Source organism: Kribbella flavida DSM 17836 (assembly GCF_000024345.1).
Taxonomy (GTDB): Bacteria; Actinomycetota; Actinomycetes; order Propionibacteriales; family Kribbellaceae; genus Kribbella; species Kribbella flavida.
In genome coordinates, this window is the sequence record NC_013729.1 from 6,190,519 (window position 1) to 6,208,308 (window position 17,790).

At 71.0% G+C, this 17,790-nt stretch carries 20 protein-coding genes and 1 tRNA gene; 9 read left to right on the top strand and 12 right to left on the bottom strand.

Translation table 11 applies throughout. The annotated features are described in order from the left end of the window. Positions 1-2: 2 nt before the first annotated feature. Both KFLA_RS28535 and KFLA_RS28540 read right to left on the bottom strand, forming a co-directional pair. Positions 3-752 carry a YcnI family copper-binding membrane protein gene (locus KFLA_RS28535; RefSeq protein WP_012923310.1) on the bottom strand — a complete coding sequence of 250 codons (750 nt, stop codon included), beginning with the start codon at positions 750-752 and terminating at the stop codon, positions 3-5. Between the two features lie 54 nt (positions 753-806). After that, complete coding sequence (locus KFLA_RS28540) at positions 807-1,415, bottom strand: hypothetical protein (RefSeq protein WP_012923311.1); 609 nt, start codon at positions 1,413-1,415, stop codon at positions 807-809. Between the two features lie 270 nt (positions 1,416-1,685). Between KFLA_RS28540 and KFLA_RS28545 the strand changes: the two genes are divergently transcribed. The 3 genes from KFLA_RS28545 to KFLA_RS28555 all read left to right on the top strand — a co-directional run bounded on the left by KFLA_RS28545 (position 1,686) and on the right by KFLA_RS28555 (position 3,789). Further along, positions 1,686-1,919 carry a hypothetical protein gene (locus KFLA_RS28545; protein WP_148256760.1) on the top strand — a complete coding sequence of 78 codons (234 nt, stop codon included), beginning with the start codon at positions 1,686-1,688 and terminating at the stop codon, positions 1,917-1,919. A 34-nt stretch (positions 1,920-1,953) separates the two neighbouring features. After that, positions 1,954-2,913, top strand: coding sequence for an ROK family protein (locus tag KFLA_RS28550; protein ID WP_012923313.1), 960 nt, complete (start codon positions 1,954-1,956; stop codon positions 2,911-2,913). A 168-nt stretch (positions 2,914-3,081) separates the two neighbouring features. Then, on the top strand, positions 3,082-3,789 hold the full coding sequence (locus KFLA_RS28555; RefSeq protein ID WP_012923314.1) for a pentapeptide repeat-containing protein: 708 nt from the start codon (positions 3,082-3,084) through the stop codon (positions 3,787-3,789). 35 nt (positions 3,790-3,824) lie between these two features. Here KFLA_RS28555 and KFLA_RS28560 read toward each other — a convergent pair whose 3' ends face one another. Then, positions 3,825-4,577 (bottom strand): hypothetical protein, encoded by a 753-nt coding sequence (locus tag KFLA_RS28560; protein WP_012923315.1) that lies wholly within the window; start codon positions 4,575-4,577, stop codon positions 3,825-3,827. Between the two features lie 248 nt (positions 4,578-4,825). On the opposite strand from KFLA_RS28560, the gene KFLA_RS36010 reads away from it, so the two are divergent. Further along, positions 4,826-5,512 carry an STAS domain-containing protein gene (locus KFLA_RS36010; RefSeq protein WP_148256761.1) on the top strand — a complete coding sequence of 229 codons (687 nt, stop codon included), beginning with the start codon at positions 4,826-4,828 and terminating at the stop codon, positions 5,510-5,512. Positions 5,513-5,538: 26 nt separating this feature from the next. Here KFLA_RS36010 and KFLA_RS28570 read toward each other — a convergent pair whose 3' ends face one another. Further along, positions 5,539-6,132 (bottom strand): hypothetical protein, encoded by a 594-nt coding sequence (locus KFLA_RS28570; protein ID WP_148256762.1) that lies wholly within the window; start codon positions 6,130-6,132, stop codon positions 5,539-5,541. Between the two features lie 88 nt (positions 6,133-6,220). On the opposite strand from KFLA_RS28570, the gene KFLA_RS28575 reads away from it, so the two are divergent. From KFLA_RS28575 to KFLA_RS28585, 3 genes are read left to right on the top strand one after another with little or no spacing between them, the layout of a single operon-like run. Then, complete coding sequence (locus tag KFLA_RS28575; protein WP_012923318.1) at positions 6,221-8,311, top strand: MMPL family transporter; 2,091 nt, start codon at positions 6,221-6,223, stop codon at positions 8,309-8,311. Positions 8,312-8,350: 39 nt separating this feature from the next. After that, positions 8,351-9,526, top strand: a complete 1,176-nt coding sequence (locus KFLA_RS28580; protein WP_202797038.1) for a sensor histidine kinase — start codon at positions 8,351-8,353, stop codon at positions 9,524-9,526. Beyond that, positions 9,523-10,161, top strand: a complete 639-nt coding sequence (locus KFLA_RS28585; RefSeq protein ID WP_012923320.1) for a response regulator — start codon at positions 9,523-9,525, stop codon at positions 10,159-10,161. Before KFLA_RS28580 ends, KFLA_RS28585 begins: the two co-directional genes overlap by 4 nt. A 141-nt stretch (positions 10,162-10,302) precedes the next feature. Here the strand turns inward: KFLA_RS28585 and KFLA_RS28590 are convergent. The 8 genes from KFLA_RS28590 to KFLA_RS28625 form a co-directional block, all read right to left on the bottom strand. After that, positions 10,303-10,375 (bottom strand) — tRNA-Ala (locus KFLA_RS28590). Between the two features lie 149 nt (positions 10,376-10,524). Continuing rightward, complete coding sequence (gene sepX, locus KFLA_RS28595; protein WP_012923321.1) at positions 10,525-11,388, bottom strand: divisome protein SepX/GlpR; 864 nt, start codon at positions 11,386-11,388, stop codon at positions 10,525-10,527. A gap of 98 nt (positions 11,389-11,486) precedes the next feature. Then, positions 11,487-12,104, bottom strand: a complete 618-nt coding sequence (locus tag KFLA_RS28600) for a GNAT family N-acetyltransferase (RefSeq protein WP_012923322.1) — start codon at positions 12,102-12,104, stop codon at positions 11,487-11,489. Beyond that, a complete protein-coding gene (locus tag KFLA_RS28605) occupies positions 12,104-12,592 on the bottom strand; it encodes a MogA/MoaB family molybdenum cofactor biosynthesis protein (protein ID WP_012923323.1) in 489 nt (162 codons plus the stop codon). Before KFLA_RS28605 ends, KFLA_RS28600 begins: the two co-directional genes overlap by 1 nt. After that, the gene (gene moaC, locus KFLA_RS28610) at positions 12,589-13,077 is read right to left on the bottom strand and encodes a cyclic pyranopterin monophosphate synthase MoaC (RefSeq protein ID WP_012923324.1); all 489 of its coding nucleotides are present in this window, start codon (positions 13,075-13,077) and stop codon (positions 12,589-12,591) included. Before moaC ends, KFLA_RS28605 begins: the two co-directional genes overlap by 4 nt. Continuing rightward, entirely contained in the window at positions 13,074-14,300 is a 1,227-nt protein-coding gene (gene glp, locus KFLA_RS28615; RefSeq protein WP_012923325.1) for a molybdotransferase-like divisome protein Glp, read from the bottom strand. Before glp ends, moaC begins: the two co-directional genes overlap by 4 nt. After that, positions 14,297-14,776 carry a GNAT family N-acetyltransferase gene (locus tag KFLA_RS28620; protein WP_012923326.1) on the bottom strand — a complete coding sequence of 160 codons (480 nt, stop codon included), beginning with the start codon at positions 14,774-14,776 and terminating at the stop codon, positions 14,297-14,299. Before KFLA_RS28620 ends, glp begins: the two co-directional genes overlap by 4 nt. A 30-nt stretch (positions 14,777-14,806) precedes the next feature. Further along, positions 14,807-16,195, bottom strand: a complete 1,389-nt coding sequence (locus tag KFLA_RS28625; protein WP_012923327.1) for a UTP--glucose-1-phosphate uridylyltransferase — start codon at positions 16,193-16,195, stop codon at positions 14,807-14,809. A 65-nt stretch (positions 16,196-16,260) separates the two neighbouring features. Between KFLA_RS28625 and KFLA_RS28630 the strand changes: the two genes are divergently transcribed. Together KFLA_RS28630 and KFLA_RS28635 are read left to right on the top strand one after the other, a co-directional pair. Beyond that, positions 16,261-16,812: a 5-formyltetrahydrofolate cyclo-ligase gene (locus tag KFLA_RS28630; protein WP_012923328.1), complete on the top strand. Its 552-nt coding sequence runs from the start codon at positions 16,261-16,263 to the stop codon at positions 16,810-16,812. Positions 16,813-16,839: 27 nt separating this feature from the next. After that, positions 16,840-17,769 (top strand): phosphotransferase, encoded by a 930-nt coding sequence (locus KFLA_RS28635; protein ID WP_012923329.1) that lies wholly within the window; start codon positions 16,840-16,842, stop codon positions 17,767-17,769. Positions 17,770-17,790: the final 21 nt, after the last annotated feature.

Below are 17,790 nucleotides of genomic sequence, written 5' to 3' on the forward strand. Positions count from 1 at the left end.
GGCTACTTGGCCTCGCCGGAGGCGTCCGCGCCGCGCGTGCCGTCGCCGGGGCTCGCGGTCGGGGCTGCGCTCGGCGGCCGCCGGCGGAGCGCCAGGCCGAGGGCGACCAGGCCCAGCAGCAGGCCCGCTGCACCGAGGCCTCGGGCCACGGTGTCCGAGCCTGCCTCGTCGTCATCGCCGTCGTCGTCGGTGCCGGCGGCGACCGGCGTGATCGCACTGGTGAGCTTCAGCGACGGGGCGGGGTGCTCGGGCTCCTCGGCGCCGTCCGCGGCGACCTCGGCCCACTTGACCACCTCGCCGTCGCTGTAGGTCTGCTCGGCCGGGAAGCTCAACGTGTCGACCCCCTCGGGCAACCGTCCGACCGACAGCGCGAACTCGTCGAAGTCACCCGCCGGCACACCTCCGGCAGTCGCCGTCCAGGTCACCGTGGTGACCGCCTGGGACAGGGTGACGTCGCCGACCTTGACCGGCGTGGCCAGCTTCTCGGTGGCCTTGACCACCTTCCAACCGTCCTTCACCTGGGCACCGACGGACGCGAACGGGTAGTCCTTCGGCAGCGACACCACCAGCTTCGTCGTACTGGCGGTGTCGGACTCGGTCGGCACGCGGAAGACCAGCTTCGCGTAGCCGCCGGGCTTGGCGTCCGGCGACGACACCGTGACGTGGGCAGAGGCGGAGCTCGCCGCCCCGGCCAGGACAAGCGCGGACGCCGCGGTGATGGCGGCAGCGCGCAGGGCAATTCTCGTGAACATGGGTAGCGCCTTTCGCGGACACTCGGAAACCGGTCCGCGCAGGGCGCGACCGGTTCAGGACAGTGCGGTGAGAGTCCGTACGCCGGGAGGTCCGCGCCGCGACACGTTCGAGGTCAGCCGGCGCTGCACCAGGCCAGGCGTCGAGCGCACGGTACGAGGTCCGCGCCCGACGGCCGGCACCGCGATCGCCTCGGCGGGCAACTGCGGAACCAGGCGCGCGAGGATTCGTAGTACGCGGGTCGCCCACTGGCGGGTCCGGTCGATCAGCACGACGCCGGCCAGCAGCGCGACCAGGTGGGTCGTCGCCATCGTCAGCGAGCCGGCGAGCCCGCTGCTGGTTGCCGCCGGCATCGGTAGGCCGTGCGCGTGCGCCGGGTGACCTGAGTGCGCCGCCGTTGGGTTTGCCGCCGTCGAGTCGACTGCCGCGGAGTGCACTGCTTCCAGCGAGAAGTGCACGACGAGCTGGATCCCGGCCAAGGCGACGACCGCCCAGTCGCGGCGGTCGGCCAAGTGCTCACCCACCAGCCAGCACGCCGCGGCGAGGGCGAGCAGCTGCGGAAGCACACCGAGCGCCACCGCTCCCCCGGCCAGCGCATGCCCCGCCACCGCGACCGCGACGCTGAGCGTCAGGACCGCGGACGTGGCTGTCGTCTCGGCACGCAAACCGGGTCACCTTCGTCGCTCGGGCGGCAGGGCACCCCAGGTACCCCGGGCCACCCCTCCGAACCATCGTTCCACACCCTCACGCCCCACCCCCGCCTCCGCTCCCCCGCCGCCCATGCGCAGGGATAACCCTGCAAGTTGTGGGTTCACCCCCGGTACTCGGTGCGGTGAACCCACAAATTGGCGGGATATCCCCCGGCCGGTGGTGGGCTGGCGGTGTGGCAGCATGACCGCGTGTCCCAGGACCGGTTGTTTCCTTGGCTCTACTCGATGACCACCCGAAAGCACCGCCGAGAGGGTCTGGGCGTCTTCGCGGGTTTTGCCATGCTGCCGGCCGCCGCCTTGACGGTCCCCGTCGGGTTCATCGTCGACCACCTCCGGCCGTCGCCGAACCTCGAACTGGCCGCTCTCGTCTTCGCCGTCCTCCTGCTCGTCGGCGGGGTGGCGTCCGCCGCGTTCGCGATCTGGGTTTCGGTGCGCGGCCGCCGGGCCTTGCGCCGGTGAAGGTGCGGCCCAGCCGATCGGACATGATGTGCGGATGAGCAACGATGCGGGTGTGGCCGTGCTGGAGGTCGGGGGCAGCCATGTGACGGCGGCAGTGGTCGTCCCGGGGAGCTGGCGGGTCGAGTCGCTCCGGCGGACACCGCTCAACTCGCAGACCTCCGCCGAGGAGATCGTCGCGCAGCTCGCCCAGGTCGCCGGCAAGTTGCCCTTGGCAAACGGGTTGGCGCTGGCACTGCCCGGTCCGTTCGACTACCGGACCGGGATCGCGTGGTACCGCGGGGTGGAGAAGTTCGACGCGCTCTACGGGCACGATCTCGGGGCGAGCCTGCGCGCCCTGCTCGGGCTGGAGCGGATCGTGTTCGTGAACGACGCGGAGGCGTTCTCCGTCGGCGAGTGGACGGCCGGGACGTTGCAGGGTCTTGCCCGGTGCGCCGGGATCACGATCGGCACGGGCATCGGATCGGCGTTCCTCGCCGACGGGCGGGTGGTCCGCGACGGCGAGACGGTGCCGCCCGGCGGCGAGCTCTACCGCACGGACCTCCGCGGCCGCCCGCTGGAGGACTGGATCTCGTCCCGCGCGATCCTGCGCGCGTACGCCGAACGCCTCGGCCGAGGCGAAGCCGCCGGAGCCCGGGCGGGCGACGGCACGGGTGTGGCGGGCAGCGACGGAGCCGGCGCCGCCGGCAGCGAAAGCGCGGTCGTCGCTGGCGGTCGGCTCGGTGAAGCTGCCGGCAAGATCGGGGTGAAGGAGATCGCCGAGGCGGCTCGTGCCGGGGATCCGGTCGCGCACGCCGTCCTGATCGACGCGTTCACCTGCCTGGCCGAGGCGTTGACCCCGTGGCTCGAGCGCTTCGGCGCCACCCGCGTCGTACTCGGCGGCTCGATCTCCGGGGCGTTCGACCTTGTCCAGCAGGTGTTCGACTTCGACGTCACCGTCACCACCGACACCGAGCACCACGGCCTCATCGGCGCCGCAGCCCTCGCGACCGACTGATCGGTCCGGGCGGGAGCAGCCACTGCGGGAACGCCGACCTCGTGCGCGATCAACTGGACGGCCGTCGCGGGCGAGCGAGCCGATCGCCAGGATCGAGCCGAGAACGCCGCACTCCCGTCTGAGGCGAGGACCGGCGGCGTTGTCGGAGGGCCCGGTTACGGTGACGGAATGAACGCTCGGAAGGCCAAAGCCGTACAGAAGATTGCCGGTCCGCGCCTGCGCGGCGAGCTCGACCCGGCCACGCCGAGCGTGGACCAGATCGACGACGAGGACCGGCTGCTCGACCTTGCGCTGGACGACGTCGACCTGCACGATCTGGTCGCCGAGCACCTCGAGCTCAGCGGCTGCCGGCTGACCCGCTGCGACCTGGGCGGCTCGGAGCTGGAGAAGCCTGTCCTGGTCGACCTGGTGCTTGACCACTGCGACCTCGCCAACGCTCGCTGGTCCGACGCCTCCGCCACCCGGGTGCAGATCACCTCGTCCCGGCTGACCGGTTTCGCCGGACCAGGGCTGAACCTGCAGCACACCGCGGTCCGCGACTCCGTGCTCGACTTCAGCTCGTTCCGCTTCGCCAAGTTCGTGAAGGCCGAGTTCACCGACTGCCGGCTGCAGAGCGCGGACTTCGTGTCCGCCGACCTGTCCGGCACGGTATGGCGCGGCTGCGACCTGAGCGGCGCGGAGTTCTCCCAAGTGAAAGCGACCGGCGCCGTCTTCGTCGACTGCAGCTGGGAGGGCACCCGCGGCATCGCCAGCCTCGGCGGCGCGACGATCGCCAACTCCTCGCCGATCGACGCGCTCGCCGTCACGCTCGCGATGGCCTCGGCTCTCGGCATCACGCTCGGCGACCCCGACGACTTCGCGGCCGAGGCGCAGTAGGCGGTGACCGACGGTTTCGGAGTCCCTGTTCGCTGTCAGACCGTCAGCGGGACCGTCATTCCCCAGGTGTCGTCGGCATCGTCCGGCGTCGCCCGAAGCTCCAGCTCCGCGCACTCACCAGCCGGTACGTCGAAGGTGAACTCGCCACGCTCGGGATCGGTCGTGGTCTTCGCCAGCTCCGACCAGTCGCCGCCGCACCGCTTCTCCACCGTCACGCCGGCCGCGCCGTACGGCTCGAGGCCCTTCGCGTCCGGCGAGTACCGCAGTACGACGTACTTCAGCTGGACCGATCCGTCGGCCTGCGGGGTCGAGGAGATGCGCTGGATGTCGGTGCCGAGCCGGATGTCCATCTCGACCTGGTTGAAGGTGACACCCTTCGCGTCGAGCGGGCCCTTCCAGGTCCGCGGGCCGAGCGGGTCACCGTCGTACACGTGCACCTTGGCGAGCTGCGAGTCGGTGAACTGGACGCCGTCGAGGTGCTGCGGGCCCTGCCAGCTCTCCCACATCACGCCGCCCGGATCGCCGCCCGTGCAGGTCTTCATCGCCATCAGGAACGCGGCCGGGGTGAACACGTACCCCTTCACCAGCCCCGACGGTTCCCTGGTCACCGTCAACGGCGGCTCTTCCCCCTCGCCGCGTCCCGCGTCCGGCGGTGCACCCTCGAACCGCAGCTCGCACCGTACGCCGTCGTCGGCCACCTTGGACCCACTCGCGTTCCCGTGCCCGGCCGCAGCACCCGCCATCGCGAACGCGAGCACGAAAAGCCCGGCCGCAACCCGCTGCCTCACGCCAACCCCACCTCCCACGCCTCGAGTCCTACCCTGGCACATCCCGTGCAGCACAACGTCTTCGGACACCCGCGCTGCTCGTTGCGGTCCGGTAGCGCCGCTCACCGGCCGGGCGACCCTCCGCCGGCGGCGCGACCTCTCGGCACGGTGTAATCTGACGTCCACGATGGCCTGCTCGACAGACCTGGGGGTGATCCGTCGTGGAGGCTGAAGAGTCCGAGTGGGTTCGCGGAACCGACGGATCCTCGGTGATGATCAGCGTGGACGACTCGTTCGCGGACCTCGCGGTCGTCCGGCTGACCGGCGTCCTGACGTTGGCGACCGCACCTCGCGTCTGCGAGACGCTGACCCAGTGCATCGCCGAGCAGCCCGCCGCGGTGATCGCCGACCTGCGGTTCGCCCAGGTGGAGCATCCGCAGCTGCTGAACGTCTTCTCCGTGGTCGCCCGCCGCGCCGCCCTCTGGTCCGGCGTCCAGCTGGTCCTCGTCTCCGGCGCCGCCCTGCAGGGCCGCCTCCGCTTCCCCGCCCGCGCGCTGTCCCGCTTCGTCCGGATCTACCCGACGATGACGATTGCCCGCTCCGCCACCCGCCGAGCCCCGCTCCGCCGCCTGGCCGCGAAGATCCTCCCGCCCACCGAGCTCAGCGCCCACACCGCCCGCACCTACGTCGCCGACGTCTGCAGCACCTGGGGCTGCGCTCCGCTGGCCCCCGAGGCCGCCCTCATCGCCGCCGACCTGGTCCACACCGCGGCCCAGCACTGCACCCACGACCTGGTCCTCCGCCTGGAGCTCCGCCAGGACCTGCTCACCGTCGCCCTCACCTCCGACGCCGAGGCTCCGCTCCCCCGAGTCACCGACCTGACCCACGCCTCCGGCTCCTCCACCACCCGAAACGCCGACCACATCACGTGGACGGTCCTGCGCGCGCCCGGCTGAGGCGTCCTTCCCGCAGACGGCCCGGCTCAGGAAACGTCGGCCGCAGTCAACAGGCGGATCCGCTCGGTCAGACGTCTCGGCAAGTAGAACGCCTGCCAGGCCAACACCCCAGCGCAGAGTCCTGACAGCAGAGTGAGCCCTGCGATGAACCAGGTGGTCCATTCCGGCGCGCCCATCACGCCGGACGTCGCCAGGGCCGTCACAGCGGGAACAGGCGAAAACAGCACGAGCACGGCCTTCGAGGGAACAAGCGCCAGTCGGTGCTGCAAGATCCTCAACGCGGCCGCCCTGATCACCGGATCGGCGACAGCCGCGTGACTTCGCGTGGCACGGACGGCGGCGAGCAACTGGTCAGGTGGCAGGTCTCCGACGGCCGTACGCACCTGCTCGCGCTGCATCCGAGCCGAGGCATCGATCCCGCTGCCGGCCACAGCACCGGCAAGCACACCACAAGCCACCGCCGCCGACCATGGCATCGACGTGAACACCATGGCGACAACGCCAACGACGACCCCTGCAGCAACGCCGGCCGCCACGGCCACTGCCCATCGAGGACTGGTCAGCAAGGAAGGACGCACCGAGCCATCCTCACCCACCCCGTCCACGAACGCCAGGGACAAGTTGCCTCGTCGTACTCCGCGCGGAGTACGACGAGGTGTCTGCCGTGGCCAGACGCGTCAACCCCGCCGGCTTGACAGCGTGATCGTCATGACTTCTCAACTACGGGCGCCCGACCACTCCGGCGCCGACACCAGACCGAAGGGATCACGGACCAAGACCGTGGTGCCGTGGCTCATGCTGGCTGTGTGGATCGGGCTGGTGGTGGGCGGCTTCTCACTCGCCGGCAAACTCGACTCGGTGACCCGCGACGGCCAGGCCGACTACCTGCCGGCCAGCGCCCAGTCGACCAAGGTGCTCCTGGCCGAAGCCGAGCTGCCCGGCGGCGAGAACGGCCTGCTCGTGGTCCTGTACGAACGACCCGGCGGCCTGCGACCGGGCGATCGGGAGGCGGTCGTACGCGGCCACACCGAGCTGGCGCAGCGATTCGGCAACGACACCGCCGCACCGCCCGAGATCATCAACTCCGCCGACGGCACAGCCCTGATGTACGCGCTGCCGCTCAACCGAGAGGCGGTCAACGAGGAGGCCCGCGCCACCGCGGATGCGCGTGACCTTCTCGCCGACCGGCCGAACGGTCTGAATGCCTATGTCACCGGTCCGACCGCGCTAGGGGCCGACATGGACGAGGTCTTCGATGCCGTCGACGCTACGTTGATGCTCGCCACTGCCGTAGTGGTGGCGGTCCTGCTGATCCTGACGTACCGCAGTCCGCTGCTGTGGCTGGTCCCGCTCACGGCGGTCGGGGTCGCGGCGATCATGTCGATGGGTGTTGTCTATGCACTCACCCAGATCTTCGACTTCACCGTGACGAGCATGAGCTCGGCGCTGCTGATCGTCCTGGTCTTCGGCGCGGGCACCGACTACGCCTTGCTTCTCGTGTCTCGGTACCGCGAGGAGCTGCACAACCACGAGCGGCCGATCGACGCGATGCTGGCGGCGCTGCGTGGGGCCGGCCCGGCAATCCTGGCTTCGGCGGCGACGGTGGTCGCCGGCCTGTTGTGCCTGTTGGCCGCGGATCTCAACAGCACCAGCGGTCTCGGCCCCGTGGGTGCGGCTGGCATCGGGTCCACGCTGCTCGTCATGTTGACGCTTTTCCCGGCCCTGCTGGTGGTGCTCGGGCGCCGGGTCTTTTGGCCGTTCGTGCCGCGACTCGGGGTTGAGGCACACGCAGCTGGTTCGCGGTGGGCTCGGCTCGGCGAGCTGGTTGCGCGCCGCCGCGTCGTCAGCTGGGCGGTGCCGCTGGTGATCCTGGGCGCCCTCGCGCTGGGCACAGTGGGCGCCAGCGGCTCGCTTCCGCAGCTGGACCAGTTCGCCCGTTCGACACCGGAATCGGTGGCCGGGGCGAAGCTGATCGAGGCGCGCTACCCCGACCAGAGCGGTCAGCCGCTCACCGTGATGAGTCGGCCGAACCAGAGCCGCGCGGTCCTGGCCGCCGTGAAAAGCACCCCGGGGGTTGCCGAAGCCGAGATCGGCCGGACCAGTGACGACTGGGTGGAGATCTCCGTGATCCCGGCCGACTCGCCCGAAAGCGCTGGTGAGACGGCAATGATCAAGCGGCTGCGGCAGCACGTGCACGAGGTCGCCGGCGAAGCCGTGCTGGTCGGTGGGCCGAGTGCCGAAAGGCTTGACGAGGCCGAGACCAACAAGAGCGACCGCAATCTGGTGATGCCGCTGATCTTGCTGGTGGTGCTCGCCATCCTCGGGATCCTGCTGCGGGCGATCGTGGCTCCGCTGGTCCTGGTCGCCACCGTCGTGGTGTCGTTCTTCGGAGCCCTCGGACTGTGCAATCTGTTGTTCGAGCAAGTACTCGGTTTCGCCGGGTTGGAGCCGTCAGTACCCCTGATCGGGTTTCTTTTCCTGGTCGCACTCGGAGTCGACTACAACATCTTCTTGATGACCCGGGTCCGTGAGGAAGCCGCCCGGCACGGCACGGTCGAGGGCACGAAGCTTGGCCTCGCGGTGACCGGTGGCGTGATCACCTCAGCCGGCGTCGTGCTCGCGGCGACGTTCGCGGTGCTCGCCACGCTGCCGCTCGTCATGCTCGTCGAGATTGGGATACTGGTCGCCGTCGGCGTGCTCATCGACACCTTGCTGGTGCGGTCCATCGTGGTTCCCGCACTGACGATGTCGCTGGGTTCGCGGATCTGGTGGCCCAGCAAGCTCTGGCGCACGGGATAGGACTGTGTCGATGACCCTGTCGATGACACTGTGGGACCGATGATGGCGCTCCGTCCGTCAGTAGCCGATCGGCTGCTGGCGGCGGGGGCGTTCGTGCTCGGCGTCGTCGTCGCGATCACGCTCCAGGCGGTCGATTTCGACGGCGAGCGCAACGTGGATCTGTGGGCGATCGCGCTTCTGGGCGCGATGTCGGCGCCGTTGCTGGCCCGCCGGCGCCGGCCGATCATCGTCGTCCTCGCGGTCCTCGCCGTGTCGACGCCGTACCACATCCTCGACTATCCCCATGAGGCCACGATGCCGGCCTCACTGGTGGCGGCGTTCGCGGCGGCGCGCTACAGCGCGCCACCGCGGCGGGCCGCCGCCGTCCTGCTGGCGGTGGCCGCGGTGACCGTACCGGTCCTCGCCGACGAGGCGTCGGGGGCACCTGGCGATGCTCTCCTCGGCGTCGGCTGGCTGTTCATGGCCTTCTTTGCCGGGCTGGCGGTCCGCTTCCATGAAAACTGGAAGGCCGCCGTCACCGCGCGGGTCGAGCAGGAGCGGGCCGACGAGGTCGAGCGGCGGGTCGCCGAGGAGCGGGTCCTGATCGCTGCCGAGCTGCACGACGTCCTGGCGCACGGCCTCGCGGTCGCGAACGTCCAGGCGTCCGTCGCTGCGCACCTGATCGACCAGCTGCCGAGGCGCGGGGATGCGTCGCTGGAGGAGCTGTCCAGCACGCTGCACAACCTGTCGGACACGAGCCGGGCCACACTCCATGAGCTGCGCGCCGTTCTGGACGTGCTGCATGGTGGCGAGGCCGAGCCAACCGAGCCAGCGCCCCACCTCGGCGAGCTGCAGCGTCTGGTGGAGATGGCCGAGGCGGCTGATGTCCGGGTCGACGTGGAAGCTGACGGCCTCCCGGACGAGTTACCGTCAACGGTGTCCGTCGTGGCCTACCGGATCATCCAGGAGTCGCTCACCAATGTCATTCGACACTCGACGGCCAAGCACGCGACCGTCCGACTCGACCAGAACGGCCACCGGCTGCGGATCGCGGTCATCGATCACGGGCCCGCGCGAGCGAGCTCAACCGTGACACCGGCCGGCTTCGGGATCGCCGGGATGACAGGGCGAGCACAGGCCGTCGGCGGCGAACTGTCCGCCGGCCCGGACGAGTCCGGAGGATTCGAGGTACGGGCCAGCCTGCCGCTGCCGGAGATCTGGCGGGTGCCGTCGTGATCCGGGTGCTGCTCGCCGACGACCAGACCCTGGTGCGCGGCGCGTTCGCGCTGCTGGTCAACTCCGCTGACGACATGGAGGTCGTCGGGGAGGCCGGCACCGGCGACGAGGCGGTGACGCTGACCCGGGACCTGCGCCCCGACGTCGTCTTGATGGACATCAGGATGCCGAGCACCGACGGCATCGAGGCGACCCGGCAGATCTGCGCTGACGATGCGAGCAGCAAGGTGCTGATCCTGACCACGTTCGAGACAGACACCAACGTACTGCGCGGCCTTCGCGCGGGGGCGTGCGGATTCCTGCCCAAGGACACCCGTCCGGACGCCCTGCTGGACGCCATCCGCACCGTCGCGGCGGGGGAGGCGCTGCTGTCGCCCGGCGCGACCAGGGCGGTCATCACCCGTGCGCTGAGTCGCCCGGACGCCCCTCCGCCTGAGCGGCTGGCCAGCCTGACGGCGCGCGAACGCGAGGTGCTTCGGCTGGTCGCCGCGGGCCGAAGCAACCAGGAGATCGCGGACGACCTGGTCGTCAGCCCACTGACCGCCAAGACTCACGTGGCCCGCATTCTGGCGAAGTTGGGCGCTCGCGACCGGGTCCATCTCGTGATCGCGGCGTACGAGGCCGGGCTGCTCTAGGGCGTTGACTCGCCCGGGCGAGTCCGGAGACTTCACCCCCGGGCCAACGACGAGAAAGGGACGTCAGTCATATCCCTCCACTGCACCAGGCACCAAAGAACCCGCAGGTCGTCCTGACCTGCGGGCTCTGTGGTGCCGGGGTGGAGCTGAGGGGATTCGAACCCCTGACCTTCTCATTGCGAACGAGACGCGCTACCAACTGCGCCACAGCCCCAGCTTGTCGCGGTGGTGCCTTGCGACCGCGAAACTCTAACACGGTGACAGTCCGGAGCTGAAATCCGATTCGGGGTCCAGCGTGCTGGCGCGGGAACGGAACTGCCCGGCGCGGGAAGGCGGCGGGCAGGGGGCAGCGGCGGGGGACGATCAGTCGCCGACGGCGCGCTTGATCTCCGGCTCGACCGGGGTCTCGATCGGGTCGGGCACGATCGGCGCGGACTCCGGTTCGGGCTCGACGATGCGGGCGGAGGAGAAGACGTCGGGCCCGGACAGGTTGATCGTGCGCACGGTCCGGTCGGGGGCCTTCTCCTTGTGCACGTACGTCGGCAGCGTGACCGGCACCGGGTCCCACAGGCCTTCGGACGAGATCACCGGCTTGGGCGCGGCGACGACGGGCTCGGTCGCGACCGGCAGCTTCACCTCGATGGTCGGCTCGTCGTCCTGCGGCGGGGCCGTGGCCGGACCGCGGTCGTGCCGGGCGCGGGCCTTGGCGCGGCGCTGGGCGGCGCGGGCGGCGCGTTCGCGGGCCTGCCGGCGGAGCTGGATCCGGGTCAGCACGATGAACGCGACGATCAGGGCGGCCGGGATCGAGAGGCTCCACCACAGCAGGATGCCGAGACCCGACAGCGCCGTCATCGACAGCAGCGAAAGGGTCAGGATCGACAGCACCCGCCGGCGGCGCATCGCGGCCACCCGGCGGGCTCGGTTGGGGAGGTAGCGAGGCGGTGGCGGCTCCACCGACGGCGTCCCGGTCGCGGTGACGATCGCACCATGAGCGGAGGTCCCGGTCACCGTCGTCCCGGCCGGTGTCCGCACTCCCGTGCCCGGCGGCCGTACGACGTACCGGGGGCGCGTCCCGTCGGCCCGCGACAGCACCCGCGCCGCCGACGACGAGTACGCCTCCGCCGAGCGGCGCCTGCTCACCTCGTCGCCGCGCTTCAGCATCATCGGGACGAGGTAGGCAGCCCACGCGGCGACGATCGCCACGTAGATCAGTCCGGTCGTCCCCATGCGACGACGCTAAGACCCCGAACGGGTCAGGCGGGGTACGTGGCGCGGTGTGTCGCAAGAAGACTCGTGTGACTGGTGTGAACAACCACGGAGCGTGATCAGCCGAGCCGGGCCACCAGCCCGGGCCCGACCTCCTCGGCGTTCAGGGCGAAGATCCGGTGGTCGCGCCAGTCGCCGTCGATGTGCAGGAACCGCGGCCGCTCCCCCTCGTAGCGGAAGCCGAGCTTGTCCACCACCCGCAGGCTGGCCTGGTTCTCGGGCCGGATCGCGACCTCGATCCGGTGCAGCCCGAGCGTGAACCAGCAGTGGTCCGCGGCCATCGCGACGGCCGTCGGCACGATCCCGCGGCCGGCGTACTGCTCGTCGACCCAGTAGCCGAGGTTCGCCCAGCGGGCCGAGCCGTAGGTGATGCCGGACACGGTCAACTGGCCGACCAGTGGCCACTTGGCGCGTGCGCCGACGCCCGCCGCGCCGCCGTACGTGATCACGAACGGCAGCATCCGGCCGTACCGCGCCTGCCGGTTCCAGTCCCGTGCCATCGCCCGGAAGGTGCGGGCGCCGTCCTCCGCGCCGGGCGGCTGGGTGGCGTCCCACGGCCGCAGCCAGTTCACGTTGCGCCGCCGGGCCGCGCTCCACTCGGGTCCGTCACCGGCGCGCAGCGGCCGGAGCCCGACCTGTCCGTGCTGCAGTTCGACAGGCCAGTGGACGACTGCCATCAGTCGTCGTCCGTCCGGACGTGGTCACCGCCGGCGACCTGGTCGACGGCGTGGCGCAGCAGCGGTTCGAGCACGGCGAGCCCGTCCTTGACCCCGCCCCGGGAGCCGGGCAGATTCACGATCACGGTCCGGCCGGCGACTCCCGCGAGGCCGCGGGAGAGGGCGGCGGTCGGCACGCCCTGCGCGATGCCGAAGGCACGGATCGCCTCGCCGATGCCGGGGATCTGCTGGTCGAGCACCTCGGCGGTCCGCTCCGGCGTCTCGTCGGTCGGCGAGATACCGGTGCCGCCGGTCGTGATGACCACCTGGTACGCCGCGGCGACCGCGGCCAGCAGCGCCTGCCCGACCGGCGCACCGTCCGGCACGACCTGCGGCCCGTCGGTGTCGAAGCCCCACTCCGTCAGCCGCTCGGCGATGAGCGGCCCGGTGGTGTCGGAGTACACACCCGCTGCCGCGCGGTTCGAGACGCTGACGACGAGGGCTTTCACGGACGCTCCCAGTGGCCGGTCTTGCCGCCGTCCTTGGTCTCCACCCGGACGTCGGACAGCACCGCGGCCGGGTCGATCGCCTTCACCATGTCGATCAGCGCGAGGCCGGCGACGGACACCGCGGTGAGCGCCTCCATCTCGACGCCGGTCCGGTCGGTGGTCTTCACCACGGCCTCGATCAGCACCGCGTCGTCGACGACCTCCAGGTTGACCTTCACGCCGGTGATCGCGATCGGGTGGCACAGCGGCACCAGGTCCGGTGTCCGCTTGGCGCCCATGATGCCGGCGATCCGGGCGACCGCGAGCGCGTCCCCCTTCGGTACGCCGTCCCCGCGCAGCGCCTCGACCACCGCGGCCGACACGTAAACCTTGCCGGAGGCAACAGCCCGCCGGGCCGACTCGGTCTTCGCCGAGACGTCGACCATCCGGGCCGCGCCGGTGGCGTCCACATGGGTCAGCCCGCCGGGGCCCACGTCCTGCGTCATCCGGTCTCCTCGTCCAGCAGCCAGAGCTCGACCTGCTCACCGGCCCGGACCGCTGTGACGTCCTCGGGCACCACGATCAGGGCGTTCGAGCGGCTCAGCCCGCCGAGCAGGTGCGAGCCGTGGCCGCCGACTGTACTGGCCATCCACCCCTCGTCGCCGGAGGTGGCCGCGGCGCGCACGAACTGCCGCTTCCCGGCCGGTGACGAGAACCCGTCCAGCACGACCGCCTGCACCGGACGGCGCCGGTACGGCATCCGGCCCATCAGCTTGCGCAGCGCGGGCCGGACGAACACCTCGAACGAGACGTACGCCGAGACCGGGTTGCCGGGCAGGGTGAAGATCGGCACCGCGTCGTCGCCCATCACACCGAAGCCCTGCGGCTTGCCCGGCTGCATCGCGACCTCGGGGAAGTCGATGGTGCCGAGCTTGGTCAGCACCTCCTTGACCACGTCGTACACGCCCTTGCTGACGCCGCCGGAGGTGATCACCAGGTCGGCGCGGACCAGCTGGTCCGACAGCGTGTCCATGATCCGCTTCGGGTCGTCGTCGACGATGCCGACCCGGTAGACGACGGCGCCGGCCTGCCGAGCCGCGGCCGCGAGGGTGTAGCTGTTCGAGTCGTAGATCTGTCCCTCGGCCAGCCGGGTGCCGGGCTCGCGCAGCTCGGCTCCGGTCGACACCACGACCACCCGGGGCCGGGGACGCACCTTCACCCGGGCCCGCCCGACCGCCGCCAGTACGGCGAGCTGCCGCGGCCCCAGCACGGTGTCGCGGTCCAGCACCTGGTCCCCGGCGCGCAGGTCCTCACCGGCCCGGCGTACGGAGGCGCCGAGCGCGGGCTGCCGCGCGATCCGGACTTGCGCCGCGCCGCCGTCGGTCCACTCCACCGGTACGACGCTGTCGGCGCCGCGCGGCATCGGGGCGCCGGTCATGATCCGGACACAGGTCCCGGGCGTGACGACGATCGGCTCGCTCCGGCCGGCGGCGATCTCGCCGACCACCGGCAGCGTCACCGGCTCGTCCTGCGAGGCTCCGGCCAGGTCGGTCGCCTGCACGGCGTACCCGTCCATCGCGGAGTTGTCGAAGCCCGGCAGGCTGACGCCCGACACGATGTCCTCGCAGAGCACCAGCCCGAGCGCCTCCATCAACGGCTGCTCGAACGGCGGCAGGGCCTGCACCCTGCCGAGAATCTCTTCGAGGTGCTCGTCAACGCTGCGTCTCACGCAGACGACTCTAGTCGTTCGGGGTGATTGCCCCAGACCATCCTGATATCTGGCGCTTTCTCCTCGTTGGCACGGCCGTCGGTACGGCGTACCTCGGTGAATCCGTGCCGGCGGTAGAACGCCTGGGCCCGGGTGTTGGTCTGGAAGGTCCAGAGCGCGAGCCCGCCCGGCCGCAGGTCCTTGGCCAGATCCACCAGGGTGGAGCCGATGCCCTGGCCGGCCGCGGCAGGGTCGACGTACAGCTGGTCCAGGTCGTCGCCGTCCAGCGTCAGCACGGCCACGATCCGGCCGTCGTCGAGCGCGACCCAGGTCTGCCCGTCCGGCAGCAGCACGCCGGCGAACCACTTCGCCACCTCGGCCTCGGTGTGGATCGCCGCCGGCAGTTGCCCCGCGTCGGCGTGCCGGGCCTTCCACCAGACCGCGGCCGCCTCGTCGGTGTCCCACGGCTCCAGCGGCCGGATCAGCAGGTCGTCCATCCCACTCCCCCCGTCACACCCGGTGAGCGGTCAGCCGCGCAGCTCGGTGCCGTCGGCGATCTGCAGCCGCTCGCCCTCGGGCGCGGTCACCTCGACCTCGCCGACCACCACCACGTCCTTGCCGAAGGCAACGTCGCCGCGCACCTCCAGCCGGTCGGCGCGGACCAGCGACGGCGGCCCGGCCGGGAACCGCGCCTCGAAGTCGGCCAGGATCTTGAAGTGGTCGGGGTCCAGGTCGACGTACGGCTCGTCGCCCTCGTGCGTGGTGGTCAGGTCGCCGGCCTCGTCCAGGTCGTAGACGTCCGAGCGCAGCACCAGCAGGTCGTTGGTCGTCTTCACCGGCTTGAACCGGCTGCGGTCCACCAGGACAGCCTGCGATCCCTCGAAGGTCTCGATCGCGGTGCCCATGCCGGTCTCCAGCTGGATCACCTTCGGCGAGTCCGGGTCGGCCGGGTCGACGGTCTTGTGGTTGACGATGATCGGCAGGCCGAGCACGCCGTCGTGGCCGGCCATCAGGTCGGCCAGCCGGTCCAGATCGATCCACAGGTTGTTGGTGTTGAACGTCTTGTGCCGGGTGATGTCCTGGAACGACGCAGTGTCGTCGGCGTGCACCTGGGCGCTGTCGCGCAGGATCAGCCGGCCGTCGGACGTGCGCACCGCGACGTGCCCGCCCTTGCGGTCCGAGCGGGTCCGGCGGCACACCTCCATCCCGAACGGCACGTCGTGCTCGGCCATCCAGGCCGCGATCCGGCCGTCCGGCGTGGCGCCGAGGTTGTCGGCGTTCGAGATGAAGGCGTGCCGGAAGCCGTGCTCGCGCAGCGCGTCCAGCGTGCCGGAGGCGACCAGCGCGGTGAACAGGTCGCCGTGACCCGGCGGGCACCAGGCCAGCTCGGGGTCGTCGGGCCACTCCACCGGGGTGAGGTCCTCGGCGAGCAGCTTGGGCTCCATGTTCTGCTGGAAGTCCAGCGGCAGCCCGTCGACCGGCAGGTCGGCGTACTGGTTGAGCACCGCCAGGGACTCGTCCCGGGTCCGGAAGGAGTTCATCAGCACCAGCGGCAGCGGTACGTCGTACGTCTTGCGGGTGCTGAGGATCTGCCGGGCGATGATGTCGAGGAAGCTCAGCCCGTCCTTCACCGGCAGCGCGGACTTCGGGCCGGTGACGCCCATCGACGTGCCGAGGCCGCCGTTCAGCTTGATCACCACGGTCTCCGCGAGCGCGGCCCGCATCGACTCGGTGTCGGTGTCCAGGCGGTCCAGCTGCGGCAGCTCACCGACCGGCTCGATCTCGCTCTCGCGGATCGTGCCCTGCTGTCCCGCCTCGAGCAACCGGTAGTAGTGCGAGAAGACCCTGATCGCGACCTCGGCCGCGCCGGCCGCCCGCATCTTGTCCTGTGCCTGCTGAAGACCCGCCTCACTCATGACCCAACCCTAGGGGAAGAGGTGCGACGGCCCAGTGGCCAGTGTCACGTTCATACAATCCGGGAGTGTTCACCGCCAAGGCTGCCGTGCGGCAGTCACTCCTGGACGCCCGCCGCTCGCTGCCGCCCGGCAAGGGCTTGCTCGACTCCGCCCTGGCGACCGGGGAGGTCCAGCGAGCGCGGCGCATCGCGCTGTACGTGTCGAGGGGCCGGGAGCCGCAGACCGGCTCGCTGATCGACTGGCTGCTGGCCCGCGACCGTGACGTGCTGCTGCCGATCCTGTACGCCGACAACGACCTCGGCTGGGGGCTGGCTCCCGGGGCTGCCGACCTGGTTCCCGGCCGGCTGGGCCTGTCCGAGCCTCGGGTCGATCTGGGCTCCGACGCGATCGCGACGGTGGACCTGGTGATCTGTCCCGCGCTCGCCGTGGACCGGACCGGCGTCCGGCTGGGACGGGGTGGTGGCTCGTACGACCGTGCGCTCGGCCGGGTCGCGCCCGGCGTACCGGTCTGGGCGGCGGTCTACGACACGGAGATCCTGGACCACCTGCCGAGCGACCCGCACGACCAACCGGTACACGCTGCGCTCACGCCGACCGGGCTCGTCCGGCTGACCTGAGCCGGTTCGGGCTGCCAGGATGTCCCGATGATTTCCCGAGCAGACCGATCCAGCCGAGCAGTGGAGGCTGCGGCGGCGGCCGCGCGTGAGCTGGGCCTGTCGGTCACCGAGCCGACTGTGCTGTACGACGTGTTCTCGGTCGTGGTGCACCTCAAACCGTCGCCAGTGGTGGCGCGCGTCCCCGTCGTACTGCCGGACGCGCTGCTCGACCTGGAGGTGGCCGGTCGGCGGCAGCAGCGCGAGTTGGACGTGGCGCAGTGGTTGTCCGAGCTGGACAAGCCGGTGGCCCGGCCGAGCCCGCTGGTCCCTCGGGAGCCGGTCCAGCGCGACGGCTTGTCGTTCACGTTCTGGGAGCTGGTCGAGCAGGACACGTCCACCGAGCCGGACTACAGCCAGGGCACGGCCCGAGCTGCCGAGCTGCACGCAGTACTGGCTGACTACCCGGCTGAGCTGCCGTGGTTCGCGCCGGTGACGTCTGTGGTGCCGCAGGGACTCGAGCAGCTGAAGAACGACACGCCGATGCTGACTCCGGACGACGTGGGCCGGGTCCGGTCGGAGTGGGACGCCGTAGCGCCGCTGCTGATGACCCGGGAGGGCTGGGAGCAGGCGTTCCCTGGGTCGGTGGTCCAGCCGATCCACGGCGACGCGCCGTCGTACAACATCATCGCGACCCCCGACGGCGTGCTGTGGTCGGACTTCGAGGACGTCAACCTCGGCCCGATCGAGTGGGACCTGGCCGGCTTCGGTCCGGAGCACGCGCGGATCTACAACGAGGCCGCGGCCGCGCTGGGCCGGCCGGTCCTGGACGAGCGGGCCCAGGTCGCGATGGACCTCGCCCGGGCCTTCCAGCTGATCGTCTGCCTGCCGCTGGTCCCGCAACTGCCGGAGTTGGCCGACGGGCTGAAGCCGTTCGTGGAGAACTGGCGCACCATGCCCTTCGCGGGCGGCCTGGTCTGACCGGACCGGGGGTCTCACCGA

Coding starts and splice junctions, on each gene's coding strand:
- KFLA_RS28535 (WP_012923310.1), bottom strand. CDS start 752: ATGTTCACGAGAATTGCCCTGCGCGCTGCCGCCATCACCGCGGCGTCC.
- KFLA_RS28545 (WP_148256760.1), top strand. CDS start 1,686: ATGACCACCCGAAAGCACCGCCGAGAGGGTCTGGGCGTCTTCGCGGGT.
- KFLA_RS28550 (WP_012923313.1), top strand. CDS start 1,954: ATGAGCAACGATGCGGGTGTGGCCGTGCTGGAGGTCGGGGGCAGCCAT.
- KFLA_RS28555 (WP_012923314.1), top strand. CDS start 3,082: ATGAACGCTCGGAAGGCCAAAGCCGTACAGAAGATTGCCGGTCCGCGC.
- KFLA_RS28575 (WP_012923318.1), top strand. CDS start 6,221: ATGACTTCTCAACTACGGGCGCCCGACCACTCCGGCGCCGACACCAGA.
- KFLA_RS28580 (WP_202797038.1), top strand. CDS start 8,351: ATGATGGCGCTCCGTCCGTCAGTAGCCGATCGGCTGCTGGCGGCGGGG.
- sepX (WP_012923321.1), bottom strand. CDS start 11,388: ATGGGGACGACCGGACTGATCTACGTGGCGATCGTCGCCGCGTGGGCT.
- KFLA_RS28600 (WP_012923322.1), bottom strand. CDS start 12,104: ATGGCAGTCGTCCACTGGCCTGTCGAACTGCAGCACGGACAGGTCGGG.
- moaC (WP_012923324.1), bottom strand. CDS start 13,077: ATGACGCAGGACGTGGGCCCCGGCGGGCTGACCCATGTGGACGCCACC.
- KFLA_RS28620 (WP_012923326.1), bottom strand. CDS start 14,776: ATGGACGACCTGCTGATCCGGCCGCTGGAGCCGTGGGACACCGACGAG.
- KFLA_RS28625 (WP_012923327.1), bottom strand. CDS start 16,195: ATGAGTGAGGCGGGTCTTCAGCAGGCACAGGACAAGATGCGGGCGGCC.
- KFLA_RS28635 (WP_012923329.1), top strand. CDS start 16,840: ATGATTTCCCGAGCAGACCGATCCAGCCGAGCAGTGGAGGCTGCGGCG.